The following is a 16,658-nucleotide window of genomic DNA, read 5'->3' on the forward strand; positions in this document are numbered from 1 at the left end:
TGGCTGATCAGTTGGCTAAACTAAATGCCGCCAGCACGATGGCGGCGACGGACACCAAAGTGCTGCTGATAACTAACAATTTATAAGTTTTGATCTGCCGCTCAGCTTCGGCTGATGCGTGTTCAGCCAGGGCTATCACTTTTTGTAACTGTTCCGCCAGCGTGTGCAATGACTCAGCATTTCTTGTTACGGCTTGCTGCAGTTCACTGATTTGCTGAGCTTGCACTGGATCAGTTTTGGTTTCTGCAGGCTTAGCAGTAAAAGCGGGAATGGCAGTGGTTGCAATGGTGGTGAGGTATGGCCCCAACACTTTAATAAGTGGAATAAGTTGTAATGCCATATAATCTCCTGTGCTATTACTGATAAAGCTCCAGTGGCAAACCATCCGGATCTTGAAAAAAGGTAAACGCTTTGCCGGTAAACTCATCTATTCGCACCGGCTCTACGCTAACTCCATTAGCGGTTAAGTACGCAACAAAATCATTCAGCTTATCCACTTTAAATGCCAGATGGCGTAAACCTTGCGCCTCGGGCTTACTGGGCCGTGGTGGCGGGTTTGGAAAGCTGAACAGCTCCAGTTGGCTGCCATCGGCCAATTGTAAATCCAGCTTCCAGGAGTCGCGTTGTTCCCGGTAGTTTTCAGCCAGTATTTTCAGCCCAAGCAGCTGCGTGTAAAAGGCTTTGCTGCGCTTATAATCACTGCAAATAATTGCCACATGATGAATACCACCCAATTTCGCCGCCACTAGTTCAGCCCCATTTTGTTTGCTGTGTCACGTTATAGAATTTTTTTAATTTCAGATTTTAGATTGTCATCGGTAGTACTGGCCAGCAATGGCGTTAAAATGGCTTCGGCCTGTGCGCGCTGATCCTGCGCCAGGTATAGCTGGCTTAACCGGAATTGCGCCCAGTCGTTAAAGTCATTCATCCGGCCATCAGCTAAAAATTCAGTCAGCGCTGCAATACCCTGTTGCGGTTCTGTTTTCGCCAGAACGCTCGCCCGTCCCAACTGATACAAGGCCAGCAGGCGGCTGCGCTGACCGCCTTCATCCTCTACCCGTTTCTCACTCGCTTTACTAAATTGTGCCATTGCCCCAAGGTAATCCCGGCTTTGCGCCAGTTTTATACCCCGCATAAAATAAGGTTCGGGCCGACTTTGCAACAACTCGCTATTCTGTACAAACTGCTCTGCTGCTGCGCTATCTTCTGCGCTAAACAGCACTTCCAACTGTAACAGCTGACCTTGCAGCGGATCTTGTGCAGCTAATCTGGCCGCAATGGTAAGGGCTTGTTCTTTGTCACCGCCGGCAATACTCGGGGCCTGCGCATAATATTTACCCAAGGCTTTTAAGTAAGCAGAGTTATCAGGCTCAATCTGCAAAGCCTGTTCAAACGCTTTACGACAGCGTTTGGCATAACCCAGCGCACTGAACATACTGGCTTGTTGCGCACTATCGCAACTGGCTCTGCCATACCAGAACTGATAACGGCCGTTGTCCGATTCAATTTTTACCGCTTTAGCCAGCAACTCTTCCGCCACCTCAAGTTGCCCAAGCTCAAGTTCACTGCGTCCAAGCGCTGCTAACAACCAGGCATCTTTGGTTTTGCGATTTACCTTATCGGCCAGCAGTACTTTGGCTGCCGCAAACTGCTGTTGCTGCCACAGTGCAGTAACCTGCTGCTGCAGATCCGTTGGTATTGCTGTTGATTGTCCGGGTTGTGCATTTAATCCAAAGCTTAAAAGTAATGCAGTTAACGCGATCCGTTTCATAGCCATCCTTAATTAACATGTTACTGGCATTGTACCGCCTGACCACGAATTGCCAATGGCTAAGTCGGCATAGTGACAAACTAGCAGTTATAAACTATCAGTTACAGACTAATAGTATCGCCCTTTGCCGGGATCAGCGCGTTGATGTCGAGCTGCTTTAACTTTTCCTGCAAGGCCAGCTGCGCTTCAGGCTCACCGTGCACCAGATAAAATTGCGGTTGCCCGCCAATGGCTTTAGCCCAATCGAGCAGCTCGCTCTGGCCGGCATGCGCTGAGAATCCGCCAATAGTATGCACTTTGGCTTTTACTACAATATCCTGACCAAACATTTTCACCCTTTTTTCCCCATCAACCAGGCGCCGGCCTAAAGTGCCCCGCGCCTGAAAGCCAACAAAAATAAGGTGGTTAGTGTTTTTCCACAGATTATGTTTAAAGTGATGCACGATACGACCACCGTTGCACATACCACTGCCGGCAATAATGATTGCGCCATTGGTTACCCGGTTAATCGCCATTGAATCTTCAACTTTTGGCGTCAGCTTTAACATTGGCAGTAATTGTTGCAAACTGCGTTTGGCGCCTATCTTATTTAAATCGGCCTGATCCAACGCGTGCAGGTAGTCATCATAAATCTTGGTGATACTGATGGCCATTGGGCTATCCAGAAATATTGCCCGCTGCTTTAACCGGCCCTGGTGGTGTAACAATGCCAGGTAATACAATACTTCCTGCGAGCGTCCGAGTGCAAAAGCCGGAATAAACACATTGCCGCCTTCCTTATCCGCCTGTGCCAGGGCGTTAGCAAATTCCTCAATGGTATCCTCCAGAGGTTGATGATTGCGATTACCATAGGTGCTTTCCAGCAACACTATATCTGCCTTATCGATTTCACTGGGATCATACATCAGCACGGTAGCCGGGTTACCTAAATCGCCAGAGAATACCAACTTGCGCATGGCCTGGTTGCCTTTAATCCAAAGCTCGACAATAGCCGAACCCAGAATATGGCCCGCATCGGCAAACTCCAGCTCTAGCCCCGGTAACGGCACCAGCCGTTTGCGATAGGCCAAGGGTTGCAACAGCGCACTAACCCGTTCAGCATTAGCGACTGTCATCACCGGATCGTGCTGCTTCTTGCCAGCACGAGCAGCTTTTTTGTTTTGCCACTCTAAATCTTTTAAGTAAAGGCCTACCGAGTCTTTTAGCAGGACTGGTAGCAATTCAGCGGTACCTGGCGTACAAATTATTTTACCCTTAAAGCCTTTCGCTACCAGTAGGGGCAACAAACCACTGTGATCAATATGGGCGTGGGATAAAATGACTAAATCTATTTCTTTGGGTTTAAACGCAAAATGGAATTTATGCCACTCCCGCACCTGATCGGCACCCTGGGTCATGCCGCAATCCAGCAGAATCTTTTGCTGGTTATGTTCAATCAGATAGCAAGAACCGGTAACCTGACCGGCAGCGCCTAAAAAGGTTAAGTTGGCGACAGACATATTTTTCTCCCTTTGCAGTGTAGCTGTTTTTATATCGCAACTTGCTTGCTAAAAGATTAGTCTATATCAAACATAGTGTGAGTATGTGGTAATAACCACGTTACAGGAGCCCCGATGTCAGACGCCCATAACCTATATAAACGTCATTTCACTTCAGCTGAAGAATCGCGGGCAGCCATTAGTAAGCTGCAGGATCAAGACTCTTACAAGCTGGCATTTGCTGACAACGACTTTTTAATGCAGGACGATTTACGCCATGTCCGCTTGCAGCTGGAATATCTGAAGCCACAGCTGGTGTTAGAGCAACATGGCGTTAAAGCCACCATAGTGGTATTTGGCAGCGCCCGTTTTCTGGCGCCTGAGCAGGCGCAGACTAATCTGCTGCAAGCCGAACAAGCACTGACAAAAGAGCCAGACAATATGGCGTTGCAACAAGCTTTTAAGCTGGCGCAGCGCAACCTTAAAAACAGTGAATACTATTTAGCATCGCAGCAGTTTTCGCAGTTGGTTACTGAGCATAGCAATAAGCATCAGGACAGCGCGTTAATGATTATCAGCGGTGGTGGCCCCGGCGTGATGGAAGCGGCCAACCGCGGCGCGATGGCCGCAGGTGGTGAGAGCATAGGTTTAAATATTGTGCTGCCCAAAGAGCAAAACCCGAACCCTTACATCACCCCACACTTCTGTTTTCAGTTTCACTATTTTGCTATTCGTAAAATGCATTTTTTACAGCGCGCCCGGGCCCTGGTAGCCTTCCCCGGCGGTTTTGGCACCTTAGATGAGTTGTTTGAAACCCTGACCCTTATTCAAACTAAAAAAGCCGAACGAGTACCAGTTATTTTGTACGATAAAGCCTTCTGGCAAAGACTGATTAACTTCGACATGCTGGCAGAAGAAGGTTTAATCAGCCCGCAGGATTTAGAGCTTATTCAATTTGCCGACACCCCTGAGCATGCCTGGCAGCTGATTTACGATTATTATCAGCTGGGGCAAGCACAGTTAGATTAACTAAAAGCGCATGGAGAGTAAGCAATTATACAGCTAACTGCGGCTATCGGCTGCTTTCTGAAGTAACTGCTTACTTTCTTGCAGAAACTCGCTGGCCAGTTCGCCAAAGAATTGCTGACCTTTGGCAAATTCGGCCATTAACCCGGCTTTGTCCTGGTTTTTCAGCAATTGCAGCAGTTCGCTAAAGCGCTGTTGGTAGCGCTCAAGCAGCGCTGAAACATCAGAAGATGACAACATAATATCGGCATACAGCTCGGCGTTTTGGGCAAACAAGCGCCCTACCATTGCCAACTCTAAACGGTAAATGGGTGAGCTTAGCTGCAGCAGCTGACTGAGATCAGCTTGCTCTTCGGCTAAATGGCTACCGTATACCAGTGATGAAAAATGGCGCATTGCCTGAATAAGTTGCATTGCTTTATCATGCTCAAAGGCACTCTGGCTGGCCAGCTCAGCGCCCCATACCCGCAGCTGTTGCAATAACCACTGATATTGCTGCTCTGCCCTGCCATCACACACCACCACCACCTGTTTTACCAGGTTAGTAATATCGGGACCAAACATTGGGTGCAACCCAACCACTGGGCCAGGGTGTTTTGCTAACATAGCGGATAAGGGTTGCTGCTTAATACTGGTAATGTCAGCCAGCACGCAGGTATCCGGCAATGCAGGTAGCTGGCTAATGACCTGTTCGGTCAAAGTAATGGGCACGGCGATCATTACCAAAGCAGCATCAGCGCATAATGCTGTGGCAGTTGGCCAGTCGGCCTGCTCCAGCACCACCACCTGATAGCCAGAGCGCTGAAATAAACTAACAAAGCGCTGGCCCAGCGCACCTGCGCCACCTACCACCACAACTTTACCGCCACCAGGCCGACAACAGACGAAATGATTTTCCTGGGTAGCATAAGACTCTCGCATGATCCGGCGCAGCACATCTTCTACCAGCTCAGGTGACACTTGCTCTGCCAGTGCCTGCTCGCGCCTGGCACTTAGCAGCAATTGCTCACGCTCGGGCACATATACCGGCAGTGCAAACTGTTGCTTTACTTTACCAACTTGCGCAGTGACCTTAGCCCGCTCTGCCAGTAGCTGCACCAGTTGGCTATCAATAGCATCAATTTGGGTTCGCAGCGGCGCTAACTGCTGCTGCGCCTGTTGTTGTTTATCCATGCTAGGCCGCTGCCACCGGACGTTGCATTTGCTGGTGCAAACTGGCTAACAGTTCTGTAGTCGTTTCCCAGTCAATGCAGGCATCAGTTACCGACACACCATAATGCTCAGCCTTACCATCAACTAAATTTTGCCGGCCGCCAAACAGGTGGCTTTCGAGCATGATGCCAATAATGGCTTCGGTACCAGCCAGACGCTGTGATAACACCGCCTCAGCAACGGCAGGCTGCCGATTATGATCTTTATTCGAGTTGCCATGACTGCAATCCACCACAATACCATGCGGTAATTTTAATTTATTTAACTCGGCTAACGCGGCATTAATACTGTCTGCATCGTAGTTAGGCTTAACACCGCCGCGCAAAATAATATGGCCATCAGGGTTACCGGCTGTTTGTACTAAGCTTACTTCGCCGCGCTGATTAATCCCGATAAAGCTATGGCCACTGGCCGCCGACTGCAAGCCGTTTAACGCCACATTTAAATTACCGTCGGTGCCATTTTTAAAGCCAACCGGCATGGATAAACCACTGGCCATTTCCCGGTGAGTTTGCGACTCTACCGTGCGGGCACCAATCGCCGCCCAGCTGATAAGATCAGATAAATATTGCGGGCTGATTGGATCCAGCGCTTCAGTGGCAGTGGGCAGTTCCATGTCGACCATTTTAAGCAATAGCTCGCGGCCCCAGGTTAAGCCGGTTTCCAGATCAAATGAATCATCCAGGTGCGGATCATTAATAAAGCCCTTCCAGCCGACAGTAGTACGGGGTTTTTCAAAATACACCCGCATTACAATATATAAACTGTCGATATATTGCTCCTGCAAGGCTTTCAACTTAGTAGCGTACTCAATGGCTGCCACCGGATCGTGAATAGAACAGGGCCCCGTAACGACCAATAAGCGCTTATCGCGGCCATGGACAATATTGGCAATATCGGCCCTGGCGCGGGCAACAAAATCAGCCCCCTGCTCTGATAATGGCAATACTTTTTTCATTACCGCCGGTGGGCTTAGTGGCTTGGTCGCCACTATTCTTAAATCATCGACAATCTGGCTCATGCTATCTCCATGGGTGGGCTGTTGTGCTGGTGATTAAGCATAGATAAAAACGACAAGAACACTGGTCAGACGCCTTGATGTAAACTTAATATTACAGCACGTAATTAATTAAATACGATTTATGCATAGTAAAGATCTTGGCTGGCAGCGTCAACCCGCTGCAGGCCAATAAATACAAGATAAGTGAGATTTTTTGACAAGGAATTTGCCGTAAACTATTTAATACGAAATAATACGATTTAATGGAATTGTCGCAGTAACTGCTGATAAGCCTGCTGAATTTGTCTGAATTTTTCGGTATGACCATCTGCCCGGTCCGGATGAAATAGCAGAGCCTGAGTTCGATATGCTTTTTTTAACTGTGCCAGACTAAAACCCGGCACTAATTTTAATAGTTGCTGTGCCTGTTGCACCGATAACGTGGTATCAGTTACTGCGCCTTTACTAAAATGCTGCCAAAACTGCCGCAGGTAGTTATCGAGCAGCTGCTCGCTCATCGCATAGAAGTTTTGCCAATTACTGTAGTATTCAGCCCGACTGCGGTTGCCATCGTGCTCTGCCAGGGCAGTAATAGCCTCGTGGCTGGTGTTAAGCAGGGTAACCTTCGCCAGGCCAATGCTCAGAAAACCTGTATTTGCACTATGCCATTCTGATTGCAACCGATACAGCAAATGATACAACACAAAATGTTGCTGAAAACGTTGCAGATCAGGACTTAGTTCAGCGTCACTGGTTAATTTGAGCCCTAAGCGCGACAGCAAGTACTGCTCAGTCAGGCTGCGCTCTGGCGCATCAGGTATGACAGAAAGGATCAGGCTGGCCAGTTGGTTTTGTAACAACTGGAGTACGGGTTCGGTAAGGGGCGGCTGCATAGATGACATAATAAAAAGGCCGGCAAAAGCCGGCCTTTAAGGTTTGCTTAGTTAAGCTTTTCGCGGATACGCGCTGATTTACCTGAACGATCGCGTAAGTAGTAAAGCTTAGCACGGCGAACCGCACCACGACGTTTAACGGTGATGCTGTCTACCAGCGGGCTGTGCGTCTGGAATACACGCTCAACACCTTCGCCATTAGAAATTTTACGGACGGTGAAGGCTGAATGAAGACCGCGGTTACGCTTAGCGATAACCACGCCTTCAAATGCCTGCAGACGGCTTTTGTCGCCTTCTGTTACTTTTACCTGAACTACAACAGTGTCGCCCGGCGCGAACGCTGGAACGTCTTTTTTCAACTGCTCATCTTCAAGCATTTTGATAATGTTTTGGCTAACTTTGCTCATAACAATCTCACTTTACCTGGAATTAACTATCTTGCTGCTGCAACGCCTGGTGTTCCTGTTGAAACTCAGCCAGTAATTTGCGTTGCTCCTTAGTCAGAGCCAGGGGTTTTAATATATCTGGCCGTCGTAACCAGGTCCTTCCCAGGGCCTGTTTCAAACGCCAGCGTCTGATTTCTTCGTGGTTACCGCTCAGCAAAACTGACGGCACCTGTTTATTGGCTAACACCTCAGGCCGGGTATAATGCGGACAATCCAGCAAGCCTTCAGAAAATGAATCCTGCGCTGCAGATAAGTCGTGCCCCAGTACACCAGGTACTAAGCGAGAAACTGCATCAATCAGAGTCATCGCCGGCAACTCGCCCCCACTTAACACGTAATCACCCACTGACCATTCTTCGTCAATTTCGCTTTCAATTACGCGCTCATCAATGCCTTCGTAACGGCCAGCTACTAATAGCAGCTTGTCGTGCGTGGCCAGCTCAGCCACACCTTGTTGATCTAACTTACGGCCTTGCGGCGATAAATAGATGGTATGAACCTTGCCCCCAGCAGCCTGCTTGGCTGCCCGAATTGCTTCGGTTAAGGGTTGAACCATCATTAACATGCCCGGACCACCGCCATAAGGCCGGTCATCAACAGTTCGATGCTTGTCCGTGGTAAAATCCCGCGGGTTCCAGCAATCTAACTGCATAATGCCCTGCTTTACTGCACGGCCGGTTACCCCATATTGCTTTATTGCATCAAACATCTCTGGAAATAACGTAATTACGCCAACCCAGAGTTTAGAGTTTTCCTGCATTAAAACGCCGGGTCCCAGTCAACAATAATTCGCTTTTCAGCCAGGTTGACGCTTTTGACCACTGTATCGGTTAAAAACGGCAACAAACGCTCTTTTTTACCAAATGCATCTGTTCGGTTGGCTTTAACAACAATAACGTCGTTCGAGCCTGTTTCCATCATGTCCGAGACTTCACCTAAGTGATAACCCGCTTCGTTTACTACTGCCAGCCCCATCAGGTCTTTCCAGTAATAATCGCCATCTTCTAATGAAGGCAGCGCCTGCGACGTTACCGCTATTTCAGCGTTAACATAACGCTGAGCGATGTCCCGATCACTAATGCCGTCCAGCTTCGCTATCAGGCCATTGCTATGGCGCTTCCAGCTTGCAACCTGCACCGGTAGCCAGTTACCCTGCAATTTAATTTGCCAGGGTGTGTAGTCAAAGATCCCTTCCGGGATATCAGTGTAAGCAACCACCTTAAGCCAGCCATTAATGCCGTATACGGCACCAAACTTACCAAGGACAACTAAGTCTTTGTCGTCTTTGTCACTCAAGGTTACTACTCCACACCAATTTGCTAATTAAGCAGTTGCTTTCTTAGCGGTTTTTACCAGGTTTGCAACGCGGTCACTTAATGCAGCACCTTGTGCTACCCAGTGATCAACACGCTCCAGGTCCAGACGCAGTTTCTCTTCAGTACCGCCAGCGATTGGGTTAAAGAAACCCACGCGCTCAATAAAGCGGCCGTCACGAGCAAAACGGCTGTCCGCTACCACAACTTGGTAAAATGGACGCTTTTTCGCGCCACCACGTTGTAAACGAATAGTTACCATACCGTCCTCTAAAAATAATCGTTCAGGTTTTAAAAAATAATAAAGCCCCCAGTCAGACTGAAGGGCTGCTGCATTGTACGGATTTTTGCTGCAAATGCAAGGCATTTCAGGCTTTACAGCGCCTCCGTTGCCTTATTTAGCGCGGGGGTAACATCCCCGGTGGCAGTTTGCCGCCCATGCCGCGCATCATTTTCATCATGCCGCCTTTACCGGACATCTGCTTCATCATCTTCTGCATCTGCATAAATTGTTTAAGCAACTTGTTGATATCCTGCACCTGGCAGCCAGAACCTGCGGCAATTCGTTTTTTGCGCGAGCCTTTCAGTAAGTCCGGGTAATTGCGCTCTTTCGGGGTCATTGAGTTAATAATGGCTTCCATCCGCACAAACTGTTTATCATCCAGTTGACCGGCAGCGCCGGCCGGCAGGTTTTTCATGCCCGGCAGCTTATCCATCATTGACATCATGCCGCCCATGCTGCGCATCTGTACCAGCTGCTCCCGAAAATCTTCTAATGAAAAGCCTTTGCCTTTCATCATCTTCTGAGCCATTTTCGCCGCTTTATCTTTATCGACTTTTTGTTCCAAATCTTCGATTAAGCTAAGCACATCGCCCATACCTAAAATGCGCGAGGCTATCCGATCCGGATGGAACGGCTCTAACGCATCGGTTTTTTCACCAGTACCTAAAAACTTAATAGGCTTACCAGTAATATGGCGAATAGATAACGCCGCACCACCGCGGGCATCACCGTCTGTTTTGGTTAAAATAACCCCGGTAAGTGGCAATGCTTCATTAAACGCTTTGGCCGTATTAGCGGCATCTTGGCCGGTCATGGCATCGACGACGAACAGCGTTTCTATCGGTTTTACCGCGCTGTGCAAGGCTTTAATTTCGTCCATCATATCGCTGTCGATATGCAAACGGCCGGCAGTATCCACCAGCAATACATCAAACATCCGGGTACGGGCATGCGCTATTGCCGCGTTAACTATAGCAACCGGCTGCTGGGTTAAATCGCTGGGAAAAAATTCGACGCCAACATCTGCCGCCAGGGTTTGCAGCTGCTTAATGGCCGCGGGCCGGTATATATCAGCAGATACCACCAGTACTTTTTTCTTTTTGCGTTCCTTTAAAAACTTCGCTAGCTTGGCGACAGACGTGGTTTTACCGGCACCCTGTAGGCCAGCCATCAGTACTACCGCTGGTGGTTGCGTGTTTAGTGTCAACTCTTCATTGGCTTCGCCCATCGCTTCTTCCAGCGCTTTGCGAACGATTTTCAGAAACTCCTGACCCGGCGTCAGGCTCTTACTGACTTCCAGCCCAACAGAGCGCTCTTTTACATTGGCAACGAAATCACGAACTACCGGCAAAGCAACGTCGGCTTCAAGCAAGGCCATCCGAACTTCGCGCAGGGTGTCTTTAATATTGTCTTCCGTCAGCCGGCCGCGGCCGCTGATATTTTTTAAGGTTTTACTTAACCGATCGGACAGGTTCTCAAACATTTTTATTACCCGTATTCATTTATTGCAGCGATTATAACGCAGCCAGAGTGTTACGTCAGCCGCTTATCACGTGCTAAAGTGGCTACCCAGAACTGCTGGGCTTAAGCAAACAGTTACCCTACAATAGTCAACACACTGAAAAACAGGATTGTTAATAATGACCGGACTGCTTCCTCTTTTCGCTTTAGCGGCCTACTTGCTGGCGACAGGCTCAGTATTGCTGCGGTTATTTCACCCAAAAGGCCCTCATTTCAAATTAATGTTCAGTGCAGGCATGGTGGGGTTGGTGCTGCATATGCTGGCGCTGACCCAGACCTTGTTTACTCCCGAAGGTCAGAATTTCAGTTTAATGAACGTCAGCTCTCTGGTGTGCTGGCTGGTTACCGTCGCAGTTACCGTTACCGCACTGCGCACGCCCACAGTACTGTTGTTACCAGTGGTGTATGGCTTTGCGGCACTGATGCAACTCGCTATGCTCCTGACTCCTCAGGATTTACAGCTGCATCACTTTGAACAAAACATCAGTTTGCTGGTACATATCACTATCGCTTTTCTGGCTTATGTGGTGCTTACCATGGCAACCTTGTATTCTTTTCAGGTCAGCTACATCAGCGCCAGGCTTAAGCAAAAAGATATTACCCCGGTAAGCCAGTATTTGCCGCCGCTAATGCAGGCCGAAGCCATCCAGTTCAGGCTGTTAATAGCGGGTACCGTGTTACTGGGTATCGCACTATTAATTGGCATGCTGTTTATTGATAACTGGCTGGGTAAAGCCAATTTGCATAAAACGGTACTCAGTGCGCTGGCTTTTGTGGTTTTCCTAAGCCTGTGTTGGGGCCATGCCCGCAAGGGCTGGCGGGGCAGAACCGCCATTACCTTAACCGTTATAGGCACCAGCTTACTGACTCTGGCTTATTTTGGCAGTCGCTTTGTTAAAGAGGTGATAATTGAAAGGCTTGGTTGAAATTAACGGTTTTTGATAGCGCCGGGCGTTAAACTGCTGTTAAGATGCAAATTGATGTTTGGCAATAAAGGTATTTAGCTCTTGGACGACATATCGACTAGTACGCTGTTCATAATTTTAGGCGTGCTTATTGTGCTTTCTGCTTATTTCTCAGGTTCTGAAACAGGCATGATGTCTGTTAACCCCTACCGTCTGAAACATCTTACTAATGAGAAAAACAAGGCTGCACTGCGGGTCAGTCGGCTTTTAAAGCGCCCCGACCGCCTGATTGGTCTGATCCTGATCGGCAACAACCTGGTTAATATTTTTGCATCGACAGTCGCTACTATTATCGGCGTAAGATTATATGGCGATTATGGCCTGGCAATAGCGCCTATTGCCCTGACTGTGATTATTTTAATTTTCGCTGAGGTAACACCAAAAACGCTGGCGGCTTTACACCCTGAAAAAGTAGCACTGCCTACCTCAGCCGTATTATCAGTGCTGCTGAAGGTTTTCTATCCCTTTGTCTGGGCACTGAATAAAGTGACCAATGGCCTGCTGAACCTGCTCGGTGTCAGTCCGGAAAAACATCAGGGCAATAGTTTAAGCGCCGAAGAATTGCGTACCGTGGTATATGAAGCGGGTGCGCTTATTCCGGAACAGCACCAGAATATGCTGGTGGGCGTCCTTGACCTGGAAAACGCTACCGTTGAAGACATTATGATCCCGCGCAATGAGATTGTCGGTATCGATATAAATGATGAATGGAAAGATATTGAACGGCAACTGGCCAACTTCCAATATAGCCGGATCCTGATGTACCGGGATAATATTGATGATGCCATTGGTTTTGTTCACCCGCGAGAACTCATGCGCCTGCTGATTAAAGAGCAACTGACTAAAGCGTCCTTGCTGCGGGCGGCCAGTGAAATTTATTTTATCCCGGAAGGTACGCCGCTCAATACCCAGCTGCTGAAATTCCAGGGCGCCAAAGACCGAATTGGCCTGGTAGTTGATGAATATGGCGATATTCAGGGGCTGGTTACCCTGGCAGACATTCTAGAGGAAGTCGTCGGCGAATTTACCACGGATATTGCCGAGGAGGCCAATGAGGATATCCTGGCTCAGCCAGATGGTACCTTTTTAATAGATGGCAGTATTAACCTACGGGATTTAAACCGGGAAATGAAAATGAGCCTGCCTACCGACGGCCCTAAAACCTTAAATGGCCTGATCCTCGAATACCTGGAAGAAATTCCGCAGGGCCGGTTAAGTGTCAAACTGGCAGGCTATCCAATGGAAATTGTTGATGTGCAGGACAATATGATTAAAACTATTCGCCTGCTGGTTAATCCTAAAAAACCGACTTCAAAAAAGCCAAACCATTAACGCTGTGCCGCGTGTACAATGACATCAATTGAACGGCGGCGCAGTTAACCGAAAAACAGCCGCCATAACCAGCCACGTTGTAACTCCTTTTCACACTTTTTCAGCTGAGCACTATACATCTTTGCCCGATCGTCCACCCGACGTGCTACCGATAACAACCACGCTTTGTTTTTATAGCTACCCCGGCGGTAGCCGCCCCAACCTTCATGATAATTAAGGTACTGATGATAACCATCCCACTTAGAAACCTTATTTAAACGGTGGGTTTTATCAATATACCACCCCATAAAGTCGATGGCATCAGCAAAATTGTCACGACTGGCCCAGAAGCGATCTGCTTCTTTAACGTACTCATCCCAGGTAACCGTTTTCGCCTGCGAGTAGCCATAAGCTGAGCTACCACGACCATAAGGAATAAAACCAATAAACCAGCGCATGGGTGGTCGTGCATTATGTTTAAAGCTACTTTCCTGATACATCATGCTCATTGGCAGTGAAATTGGCATGCCCCACTTTTCGCTGGCTGCGGCGGCATCATGATACCACGAGCGGTTTTCTTTGAAGATTTCACAGATATCTGAGGTGTTTTCTGGTGGAGGTGTGCTGCAACCACTGAGCACTGCCGCCAAGGTTAGCACAAGGATGTTTTTTACATGTTTATGAGGTATTTGAACTTTTTTCATCGGGATGATTCTAACAGCTTGCAAGGATGCAAACCAAGTTTTTGTTATTCCCTTGGATCCTCCTTTTACGGCTGCCACCTGGCAGCCGTTTTTTTATCCTTACCCCGCATACTATCTGGCTGACACAGGTTAATTGCAAGCCGGTACTTCTGCAAAATACTCGGCAATATACTGGTCAAAACTCAGACTGTCTTGCTGTTCAATCTGTTGCTGAGCAAGAATTGATGCCGCTGCCGCTTTGGTAAATGCTTCAGGGTTGTAAAACTGATAGTCTTCGTTCTGAAGCTGCGCCAGATACTCATCTGCTTTTGCCAACATAAAATGACCATTATCCTGCTGGGTACTCAGTAACTGGTTCAACAACTGACCTGACAGCGTTTGCGCCGGATCCAGCAAACAAACATAATATTTTTTTAATGCGTCCTGATAGCCGTTACTTTTATATGCCTCATCTAACCATTTTGCTATGGGCATCATATCGGCAAAAATTTCCTCAGCCCAGTCCAGCATTAACCGGCTGTTGCCATCCTGCAGCAATTCCAGATTAAGCCGCCGGCCGTCGGTTACGACTTTGCGTAGATTGCGCTCAGTAACGGTTTGTTGTTCATCAGAAAGCGTCGGGCTCTCCTGCAATAAACAGTAGAGTAAAAAAACATCCAGCAAGCGCATTTGTTCAGCACTAATGCCAATACTGCTAAAAGGATTAACATCAAGCGCCCGTACTTCTATGTATTCAACACCGCGTTTTGCCAGGGCACAGGTAGGACGCTCACCCGACTCTGTTGTGCGCTTGGGACGGATAGTAGAGTAAAATTCATTTTCTATCTGCAGCACATTGCCGTTAAGCTGCTGGTATTCGCCATTTTGCTTAACGCCAATATTTTGGTACTCCGCAGAGGGCTGGCTTACCGCCTGGTGCAATCCCGCAATGTATTCAGGCAAATTGTTATAAGTGATACTCAAACTAGACTGGGCACTGTTGGTATAGCCTAAATCACTCATCCGCAAAGATGTCGCATAAGGCAGATATAAGGTGCCTTTCCCTAACTGTTGAAACGGATAAGGCGATTGTCGGCCCGCTAAGAACGATTTACACATCGCTGGCGAAGCACCAAACAAATAAACGATAAGCCAGGCATGACGCTTATAATTACGGATAAGTGCCAGATATTGCTCTGAGATAAAGTCTTGCAACGTACTCTGATCACCAAGCTGCTGCTGATATAACACCCAGAAACTGTGCGGTAATGAGAAGTTGTAGTGCACGCCGCTAATCGCCTGCATCATACTGCCATATCGGTTATGCAAGCCTTTGCGATACAACGTCTTCATCCGGCCAACATTAGACGAACCATACTGTGCCAGCGGTATCAATGTATCCTCGCCAATAAAACAAGGCATGCTCGACGGCCATAGCCGCTCTTCGCCTAATTGTTTTACGGTATAACGGTGAATATCTGCCAGTTGCGCCAGCGTGGTTTCTATTTTGTCAGTGGCAGGGGTAATAAATTCAAGCAGCGACTCTGAAAAGTCAGTTGTGATCCAGGGGTGCGTCAGCGCAGCCCCTAAACCTTTGGGGTGTGGAGTCAGGGCCAGGCTGCCATTTTGGTTAATTCGCAGGGTTTCGCGCTCAATCCCCCGCTTTATCCCAACTACCGCCTCGATGTTTTGTTCAGTCGCCAGTGCATGCAGGCGTTGTTGCAGGATGTCAGCCAAGTGGGGGCCCTTACTTTTATTGTTGCCACCCAACATGGGGTGGCGGTGTCAGAATCTCAAGCGTGTTAACGAATTTAGCGCAATGACGACAAATCAGGCACGAGGCTCATTATCAGCGTCATTTACCTTGACCGCGTCATTACGTTCTTGCAACTCATCGGCAAAATCTGCGTCGTTGGTATCACCCACCACATGTTCCAGCTTTAATTTGCGCACACTTCGAATTGTGGTAACGGGGCCGGAGCAGGCATAAATAAAGAAGATACCAAATAGCATCTCTGCCGGACGCGCCGCAATAACCACAAACACCAGCACCACACATAATATCGTCAAAAACGAGACCCGGTCACGCCAGTTTAAGTCTTTAAATGAATGATAACGGAAGTTACTTACCATCAATAAACCGGTGATAATGGTGATAAGGCCAACAAGATAACCGATATTATCGCCATCGACTTCGTAAATGGAACCCGTCCAAACCATGCCGGCTATAATTGCAGCCGCTGCCGGGCTGGCCAACCCCTGAAAAAACCGGCCGTCAGTCACACTTAAGTTGGCATTAAAGCGCGCCAGGCGCAGTGCTGCGCACGCTACAAAAATAAACGCAGCCAGCCAGCCGAATTTGCCTAAATCGGCCAGGCCCCAATTGTAGGCAACCAGAGCCGGTGCCACACCAAACGACAACATATCGGACATACTGTCATACTGGGCACCAAACTCGCTCTGGGTATTGGTTAAACGGGCAACACGGCCATCCAGGCCGTCAAAAATCATGGCAATGAAAATCGCCACTGCCGCCGCTTCAAACCGGCCATTCATTGATGAAACTATTGCAAAAAAACCAGCAAAAAGCCCCCCCGTTGTTAACAGGTTGGGTAGTAGATAAATGCCTTTGCGCGGGCTTGAGTCAGTATTTCTTGAGTCTGTCATAAAACCATCTTTTCTAATTAGCAATCGTCAGATTATAAGGGACTTAGTTTAACATGGATAGGTAAACGGCAAAAGTTGCTACCCTGCCC

The 16,658-nt window shown here is 48.3% G+C and carries 18 protein-coding genes; 3 read left to right on the forward strand and 15 right to left on the reverse strand.

Annotated elements, in window-relative coordinates; all coding sequences use genetic code 11:
• Positions 1 to 7: 7 nt before the first annotated feature.
• The 4 genes from ABY802_RS03730 to ABY802_RS03745 all read right to left on the reverse strand — a co-directional run bounded on the left by ABY802_RS03730 (position 8) and on the right by ABY802_RS03745 (position 3,270).
• Positions 8 to 340, reverse strand: a complete 333-nt coding sequence (locus ABY802_RS03730; RefSeq protein WP_372625668.1) for a hypothetical protein — start codon at positions 338 to 340, stop codon at positions 8 to 10.
• A 16-nt stretch (positions 341 to 356) separates the two neighbouring features.
• Complete coding sequence (locus ABY802_RS03735; RefSeq protein WP_372625669.1) at positions 357 to 746, reverse strand: VOC family protein; 390 nt, start codon at positions 744 to 746, stop codon at positions 357 to 359.
• A gap of 32 nt (positions 747 to 778) precedes the next feature.
• Positions 779 to 1,771: a tetratricopeptide repeat protein gene (locus tag ABY802_RS03740; protein ID WP_372625670.1), complete on the reverse strand. Its 993-nt coding sequence runs from the start codon at positions 1,769 to 1,771 to the stop codon at positions 779 to 781.
• A 101-nt stretch (positions 1,772 to 1,872) separates the two neighbouring features.
• Positions 1,873 to 3,270: an MBL fold metallo-hydrolase RNA specificity domain-containing protein gene (locus ABY802_RS03745; protein ID WP_372625671.1), complete on the reverse strand. Its 1,398-nt coding sequence runs from the start codon at positions 3,268 to 3,270 to the stop codon at positions 1,873 to 1,875.
• A gap of 114 nt (positions 3,271 to 3,384) precedes the next feature.
• On the opposite strand from ABY802_RS03745, the gene ABY802_RS03750 reads away from it, so the two are divergent.
• Positions 3,385 to 4,278 (forward strand): TIGR00730 family Rossman fold protein, encoded by an 894-nt coding sequence (locus tag ABY802_RS03750; RefSeq protein ID WP_372625672.1) that lies wholly within the window; start codon positions 3,385 to 3,387, stop codon positions 4,276 to 4,278.
• Between the two features lie 33 nt (positions 4,279 to 4,311).
• On the opposite strand, the gene tyrA is transcribed toward ABY802_RS03750, so the two are convergent.
• The 8 genes from tyrA to ffh all read right to left on the reverse strand — a co-directional run bounded on the left by tyrA (position 4,312) and on the right by ffh (position 10,905).
• Positions 4,312 to 5,448: a bifunctional chorismate mutase/prephenate dehydrogenase gene (gene tyrA, locus ABY802_RS03755; protein WP_372625673.1), complete on the reverse strand. Its 1,137-nt coding sequence runs from the start codon at positions 5,446 to 5,448 to the stop codon at positions 4,312 to 4,314.
• A gap of 1 nt (position 5,449) precedes the next feature.
• Positions 5,450 to 6,508, reverse strand: a complete 1,059-nt coding sequence (locus tag ABY802_RS03760; protein ID WP_372625674.1) for a 3-deoxy-7-phosphoheptulonate synthase — start codon at positions 6,506 to 6,508, stop codon at positions 5,450 to 5,452.
• 239 nt (positions 6,509 to 6,747) lie between these two features.
• On the reverse strand, positions 6,748 to 7,389 hold the full coding sequence (locus tag ABY802_RS03765; RefSeq protein ID WP_372625676.1) for a DNA-J related domain-containing protein: 642 nt from the start codon (positions 7,387 to 7,389) through the stop codon (positions 6,748 to 6,750).
• Between the two features lie 38 nt (positions 7,390 to 7,427).
• Complete coding sequence (gene rplS / locus ABY802_RS03770; protein WP_290611077.1) at positions 7,428 to 7,787, reverse strand: 50S ribosomal protein L19; 360 nt, start codon at positions 7,785 to 7,787, stop codon at positions 7,428 to 7,430.
• A 22-nt stretch (positions 7,788 to 7,809) separates the two neighbouring features.
• Entirely contained in the window at positions 7,810 to 8,586 is a 777-nt protein-coding gene (gene trmD / locus ABY802_RS03775) for a tRNA (guanosine(37)-N1)-methyltransferase TrmD (protein WP_372625677.1), read from the reverse strand.
• Positions 8,586 to 9,122 carry a ribosome maturation factor RimM gene (gene rimM, locus ABY802_RS03780; RefSeq protein ID WP_290611075.1) on the reverse strand — a complete coding sequence of 179 codons (537 nt, stop codon included), beginning with the start codon at positions 9,120 to 9,122 and terminating at the stop codon, positions 8,586 to 8,588. The genes trmD and rimM overlap by 1 nt, the downstream gene beginning before the upstream one ends.
• A 27-nt stretch (positions 9,123 to 9,149) precedes the next feature.
• Positions 9,150 to 9,401 carry a 30S ribosomal protein S16 gene (gene rpsP, locus ABY802_RS03785; RefSeq protein ID WP_046554096.1) on the reverse strand — a complete coding sequence of 84 codons (252 nt, stop codon included), beginning with the start codon at positions 9,399 to 9,401 and terminating at the stop codon, positions 9,150 to 9,152.
• 136 nt (positions 9,402 to 9,537) lie between these two features.
• Positions 9,538 to 10,905 (reverse strand): signal recognition particle protein, encoded by a 1,368-nt coding sequence (gene ffh / locus ABY802_RS03790; RefSeq protein WP_372625679.1) that lies wholly within the window; start codon positions 10,903 to 10,905, stop codon positions 9,538 to 9,540.
• Positions 10,906 to 11,062: 157 nt separating this feature from the next.
• Here ffh and ABY802_RS03795 point away from each other — a divergent pair, with 157 nt between their 5' ends.
• Together ABY802_RS03795 and ABY802_RS03800 are read left to right on the forward strand one after the other, a co-directional pair.
• Positions 11,063 to 11,869 (forward strand): inner membrane protein YpjD, encoded by an 807-nt coding sequence (locus ABY802_RS03795; protein ID WP_372625680.1) that lies wholly within the window; start codon positions 11,063 to 11,065, stop codon positions 11,867 to 11,869.
• Between the two features lie 81 nt (positions 11,870 to 11,950).
• The gene (locus ABY802_RS03800) at positions 11,951 to 13,240 is read left to right on the forward strand and encodes an HlyC/CorC family transporter (protein ID WP_372625681.1); all 1,290 of its coding nucleotides are present in this window, start codon (positions 11,951 to 11,953) and stop codon (positions 13,238 to 13,240) included.
• Between the two features lie 44 nt (positions 13,241 to 13,284).
• Here the strand turns inward: ABY802_RS03800 and ABY802_RS03805 are convergent, their stop codons facing one another.
• From ABY802_RS03805 to pssA, 3 genes are all read right to left on the reverse strand, one after another.
• The gene (locus ABY802_RS03805; RefSeq protein ID WP_372625682.1) at positions 13,285 to 13,923 is read right to left on the reverse strand and encodes a hypothetical protein; all 639 of its coding nucleotides are present in this window, start codon (positions 13,921 to 13,923) and stop codon (positions 13,285 to 13,287) included.
• A 129-nt stretch (positions 13,924 to 14,052) separates the two neighbouring features.
• Complete coding sequence (gene gshA / locus ABY802_RS03810) at positions 14,053 to 15,639, reverse strand: glutamate--cysteine ligase (RefSeq protein WP_372625683.1); 1,587 nt, start codon at positions 15,637 to 15,639, stop codon at positions 14,053 to 14,055.
• A gap of 93 nt (positions 15,640 to 15,732) precedes the next feature.
• Positions 15,733 to 16,569 carry a CDP-diacylglycerol--serine O-phosphatidyltransferase gene (pssA, locus tag ABY802_RS03815; RefSeq protein WP_372625684.1) on the reverse strand — a complete coding sequence of 279 codons (837 nt, stop codon included), beginning with the start codon at positions 16,567 to 16,569 and terminating at the stop codon, positions 15,733 to 15,735.
• Between the last annotated feature and the right edge of the window lie 89 nt (positions 16,570 to 16,658).

The organism is Arsukibacterium sp. (assembly GCF_041616895.1).
Lineage (GTDB): Bacteria > Pseudomonadota > Gammaproteobacteria > Enterobacterales > Alteromonadaceae > Alishewanella.